The sequence below is a fragment of the Candidatus Magnetobacterium casense genome (genome assembly GCF_019173545.1).
In the GTDB taxonomy this organism is placed as follows: Bacteria; Nitrospirota; Thermodesulfovibrionia; order Thermodesulfovibrionales; family Magnetobacteriaceae; genus Magnetobacterium; species Magnetobacterium cryptolimnobacter.
Map to the genome: position 1 here is coordinate 1 of NZ_JABXWD010000239.1, position 5376 is coordinate 5376.

At 50.7% G+C, this 5376-nt stretch carries 3 protein-coding genes and 1 tRNA gene; 1 reads left to right on the plus strand and 3 read right to left on the minus strand.

Annotated features, from left to right (window positions below):
• Together HWQ67_RS12145 and HWQ67_RS12150 are read right to left on the minus strand one after the other, a co-directional pair.
• Positions 1-1651: PhnD/SsuA/transferrin family substrate-binding protein (locus HWQ67_RS12145; RefSeq protein WP_218252956.1), on the minus strand; the 1651-nt coding region annotated here is incomplete at its 3' end.
• A gap of 57 nt (positions 1652-1708) precedes the next feature.
• Positions 1709-1790 (minus strand) — tRNA-Leu (locus tag HWQ67_RS12150).
• A 334-nt stretch (positions 1791-2124) separates the two neighbouring features.
• On the opposite strand from HWQ67_RS12150, the gene HWQ67_RS12155 reads away from it, so the two are divergent.
• A complete protein-coding gene (locus tag HWQ67_RS12155) occupies positions 2125-3546 on the plus strand; it encodes a response regulator (protein ID WP_218252957.1) in 1422 nt (473 codons plus the stop codon).
• Positions 3547-3794: 248 nt separating this feature from the next.
• Here the strand turns inward: HWQ67_RS12155 and HWQ67_RS12160 are convergent, their stop codons facing one another.
• Positions 3795-5318 (minus strand): FG-GAP repeat domain-containing protein, encoded by a 1524-nt coding sequence (locus tag HWQ67_RS12160; protein WP_218252958.1) that lies wholly within the window; start codon positions 5316-5318, stop codon positions 3795-3797.
• Positions 5319-5376 lie beyond the last annotated feature (58 nt).

Sequence of the window (5376 nt, forward strand, 5' to 3'; positions counted from 1 at the left end):
CGTAGTCGGGGTCTGAGGTCTGATATCCGATGCTGTGGCGGTCGCCCCTGATCTCCTTTACGGTTGCCCGGCTTACGCAGAAGAGGGATATCTTTGCCCCGGCAAAGGTCATGCTCATGGCCTGTTTATCCACGTAGCATATGCCGATATCAAGGCCGTTGTCATGCAGTCCCCCACCGCCCTCACCGCTTAACATTTCCCTGACCAGTTTGTTCATGTTGTTTAAGATGGCTGAGGGGTCCGTATAGCCCAGTTCGTTGACCACCCGGCTTAACGTAGAGCCGGCCAGCATTGTCATGATGGCCCCGGGGACGCCATGTCCGGTACAGTCGATTATGGCCAGCATGAAGTTGTTGTGTTGACCGTTGAAGCAGTAGATGTCACCACCGATGATGTCGCGCGGACGCCATATGACAAAGTAATCGTCCATGTGGGCGCTCAGACCATTGAGGTGTGGCATGATGGATCTCTGGATGTTACTTGCATAGTGGATGCTGTCCATGATTTGGTTGTTTGCGTCCTCAAGTTGTTCATAGCTATCTGCGAGTTTTTCTTCGGCCTTTTTTCTTTCGATGAGTTCACGGTTCAGGTCCAGCTGCGTTGCGTTTAATCTGATGTTTAAGCGGAAGATATAGAGCGAAAAAAAGACCACAAGAATAATGAATATCGCAATGCCGGCAATTGTCTTCCAATGTTGGTGCAGTATATCGCGCCATGTGACCTTGCCATAGTCCTCATAAGGGCTGATCCGGAGTTCCTTGAGGAGGTTGTCTACGGATTCGTAGTTAAGGGGTATTGTCCAGCCTTCGATTTTGGCTGCTTTGGCAGCGGGACTGTTTTTGGGCAGTTCCAGGAGGGCAGATGCCACCAGCTTTGCCAGTGTATCCGGGGTGTGTCTGACCTTTGCTATTGGCCACTCAGGATACAGGGGCGTGCTTAACAGGAACGGGAAGTTTTTATACCCCGGTCCGGTGCCCTTATATGGGATGACCTTGAATTCCCTGATGTCTATCTCCTGTTTTGCTGCCATTCTCTCAAGCGTATCCGTTCTGACGGTTGCGGCGTCCACCACGCCCTTTTTGACGGCATAGACGACGTCGCGGTGGTTGTTGAGAAACTCAAGTGAGGCAAAGTCCTTCGGGGCAATGCCGTGTTTTTTGAGTTCGCCCCAGGCCATGTGCCAGCCGCCAAGGGAGGTCTTGTCCACGCCCATGAATTTTTTGCCGCGGAGGTCCTTTATGCGGTTGATATCGGAGCGGTCGGCCCTCGTGAATATGACCCCGCCAAAGACCGTATGGCCCTTGCCGGAAAAAGACAGATTTTCCATAGTTGCAATTCTGCTTACATAGTACTTTACCTCCATCTCTATGTAAATGGAGGGGTTGACGATGATAAACTCCACCGAAGCGGTTCTGACGAGGGTGTCTATTTCGTCAAACGTCATAGGGATGAGGGTAAAAGAGTAGCCGCTTATATGAGAGGACAGGTAATCCATCGTAGGTTGCCAGCTACTTTTACAGATTTCCTGGCCCTTGTGAGCCAGCACACCGATCCGCACCTGCTGCGATGACTCTGAAGTTGTCGCCATAGCAGGCAGTGTCATTGCAACCACAAGGGTTATAGCCGAGATTATTCTAAATAGCATTCTCATGTCAGTCGCTCACGTTGGCCTCTCTAAATGGAGCAGAGGGCAGAGGATTTGAGCTAATGCCGAAGAGGGGACTCGAACCCCTATGAGTTTCCCCACACGCCCCTCAAACGTGCGTGTCTACCAGTTCCACCACTTCGGCTTAACTATGTACAGTATACCATAAACATATCTCTGTTTGCAAGTAAAAAAGTCTTGCGTCTTGCTGTAAAAAAATCCTGTGATGACATATATAGCATGTTTCAAAAAAGAAAGAAAGGGGCGGCTCCGCCCCCCTTCAGAACCCCCCGCAAGGGGACCAGTCCCCTTGACCCCATAATGCTTAATCTTCTACCATCACAGAAATATTTACAGTAACGAATATAAAGAAGATACCTTATTTTGATAAACATTGACAAGTGATACAAAGAGAGCTATAATAAGCGCATGAATCAAAATACGACAAGATCAGCATAAAACTGGAGGATAATTTCTTTATGACAAAGATATTAGTAATAGACGACGAGATTATCATCAGAGAGAGACTGAAGAACCTCCTTGTGCTTGATGACTTTGAGGCTTATTCGGCTGAAAATGGTATCGAGGGGCTGGAGGTATTTGAACGTGAAGTCCCTGACGTTATAGTTGCCGATATAAAAATGCCCAAAATGGATGGCATAGAGGTTTTAAAACAGGTGAAAAAGAAAAAGACAGCCACCGAGGTCATCTTCATAACCGGCCACGGAGGCGTTGATACGGCTATCGAGGCAATGAAAGAGGGCGCCTTTGGCTACATCCAGAAGCCCATAGAATACGACGAACTTAAGATCGCAATTGACAAGGCAATAGAAAAACAAACCATGCAGGCGAAAATAGATATATACGTCAGGGAACTCGAAAATAGTGTCAACGAATGGGAAATCACATTTAACTGTGTAAGTGATTGTCTTTCCATTCATGACGAAAACTATAATATCATTAAGGCAAACAGGGCCTTCACCGATACCTTCGGATTTAAACCGGATGCCTCCGGCATCAATCCATGCTATGATCTCTTCAATTGCATCGACGACGATATCTCACAGTGTCTTCACCTCAAGACCTATGATGGCAGGGGGGCGTGCATGAAAGAGATTTTTTATCCGGCACTTAATGCCCATTTTGAGATAACCGCTTCTCCCATCTTTACTAAAGATGGCAAGTTTAAAGGCTCAATCCACATATTCAAGGACATCACCCAGAGAAAGCTCTACGAAGAAAAAATCCAGGCATCACTTCAGGAAAAAACCCTCTTGCTGCGAGAGATTCATCACAGGGTCAAAAACAATATGGAGATCATCTCAAGCCTCATAGACCTACACATTGAAGAGATCGGCGATAAAAAAACTATAAGCATGTGTCAGGACATGAAAAACAGGATACGGTCCATGTCACTCGTACATAAGATGCTATACCAGAGCGACAATCTCTCTGAAGTAAACTTTGCCGATTACACCAGGGAACTCGTAACCGATATACTTAATTCATACTGCGTTGAGCCATCCAGGGTTGCACTGAACATGGATATCAATGACGTATATATAGCAATGGACACGGCCGTACCGTGCTGCCTGATCATAAACGAACTTGTGACAAACGCCCTCAAACACGCCTTTACCGAAATGACATCGGGTGAGCTTCACATATCACTCAAAGAGGTCGGTCCAACAGCCAATGAAAAGGCATACGAATTAATCGTCAGGGATAACGGCAAGGGCATCCCTGATGGCTTTGACATAAGCAAGTCGTCGTCGCTGGGATTAAAGCTGGTAAAGATACTGGCAGAGTATCAACTCAAAGGTAAAATCGAAATGAACACAAAAGGCGGAACCGAGTTTAAACTCTCTTTCAGGCAACTGCAATACACAAAGAGATTCTAAATCATATTTGATGTCTCAAATGCGGGGGAGGTCAAGGAGGGGGGTGTAGACCTCCTTGTTTCTTTCTCCCCTTTCCTTCTTTATAGCGCGGTTCGATTGCGTACAATACAAGAAAGGGGCGGCTCCGCTTCTTTGTCGCTCCAGGAGGGGGCAGCGCCCCCCGGCTCAATGCGCCCCAGCCACAAAGAAGTCCCCTGACCCCGTAAAAAATGCCACGTTTTCTGTATTTAATCCAATCGAAATCTGCTTTACTTAGCCTGCCATTCCGGGGGCATACCGTTTACGACGTAGCCCTTGTCGGATATCTTTGAGCCGTCCATAAACCACGCGTAGACGTCGCCATTGACGGTGTTCTGCCAGAGCACGTCGGCCTTGCCGTCGCCGTTGTAGTCCGCCACCGTAAGCAACTGCCAGAGAGCGGGCATCCCACGTATCACGAATCCGCCACCAACAATTCCGGCCCCGTCCATCAACCAGAGGTAGATGTCTCCGGTTGTGGTGTTCTGCCAGATGATGTCGGCCTTGCCGTCGCCGTCAAAGTCGGCAATCGCCTTGAGCTGCCAGTTGTCCGGGATGCCCAGGGAGGCGTAGTCGCCCTTTGATATGGTTGTCCCGTCCATCAGCCAGACAAAGACGTCGCCGGTGTTGGTGTTTTGCCAGGTGATGTCGGCCTTCTTGTCGCCGTTGAGGTCGGCCACGGCCCTGATTGTCCACTCCGGCCTCATCCCCCGGACGATAAAGTTGCCGCTCTTGATGTCCTTGCCGTCCATCAGCCACACGGCCACGTCGCCGGTTTCGGCGTTCTGCCAGAGGATGTCCGTCTTGCCGTCACCATCGAAGTCGCCCAGTGCCCTGAACTCCCACTCCTTGGGCAACCCCTTGAGGGCATAGCCGTGGGTAGAGATATGCGTCCCGTCCATGATGTACATGTAGACGTCGCCCTTGTCCTTGTGTTGCCAGATGATGTCAGCCTTGCCGTCGCCGTTGAAATCACCGATCCCCTTGATGTCCCAGTCGGCGGAGATCCCCTTGACGACGTAATCGCCGCCGGTGATGCTGAACTTGTTTACCAGCCAGATGAAGACATCGCCCGTTGTGGTGTTACGCCACAGGGCATCGCTGTTGCCGTCTCCGTCGAAGTCGTAGCGGGGCTTCCTGGAAGCTGCAAACTCCACGCTGACGGTCTTGTCCGTGGTCATCCTGACCAGGCACTTTGTGTTGCCCATGTTGTCGTCGCATCCCGTCCAGATTGCCTTTAGCCCCGCATCCGGGTTAGCCGTGATCGTGACGTCCGTGTTGAGGGCATACGAGGCCGTACCAGTTTTGCCATCCGTACTCCAGGTGAGAGTTCCGGGCGCTGCCGTTACCGTGCCGCCGGTTCCTTTGATCTCTACCGTCAGCGTTACCGGCGTGGGGGATGGCGTGGGTGTCGGTGTAAGCGTCGGGGTGGGTGTTGGAGTTGCTGTTGGCGTAGGTGTGGGAGTTGCCGTCGCTGTTGGAGTCGGCGTTGGTGTTACCGACGGAGTTGGTGTCGGCGTTGCGGTTGCAGTAGGCGTAGGAGTTGGCGTAGGGGTAGCTGTGGGCGTAGGAGTGGGGGTAGCTGTAACCGTTGGCGTTGGAGTAGGCGTGGGTGTCGGGGTGGGCGTTGGTGTTGGTGTCGGTGAAACGTCCCAATAGCCCGCATCCCACGTCATGCCGTCCCACGTGCTGACCGCCCATACCGATGACGCCATTATCAGCGCTTTCATTAGTGCTAAGTCAGTTCTTCTCATTCTTGTCGTCTCCTGTATGACCTTTTGCTACTGGGTTTTTTCTTTAAGCGCCCTGTCT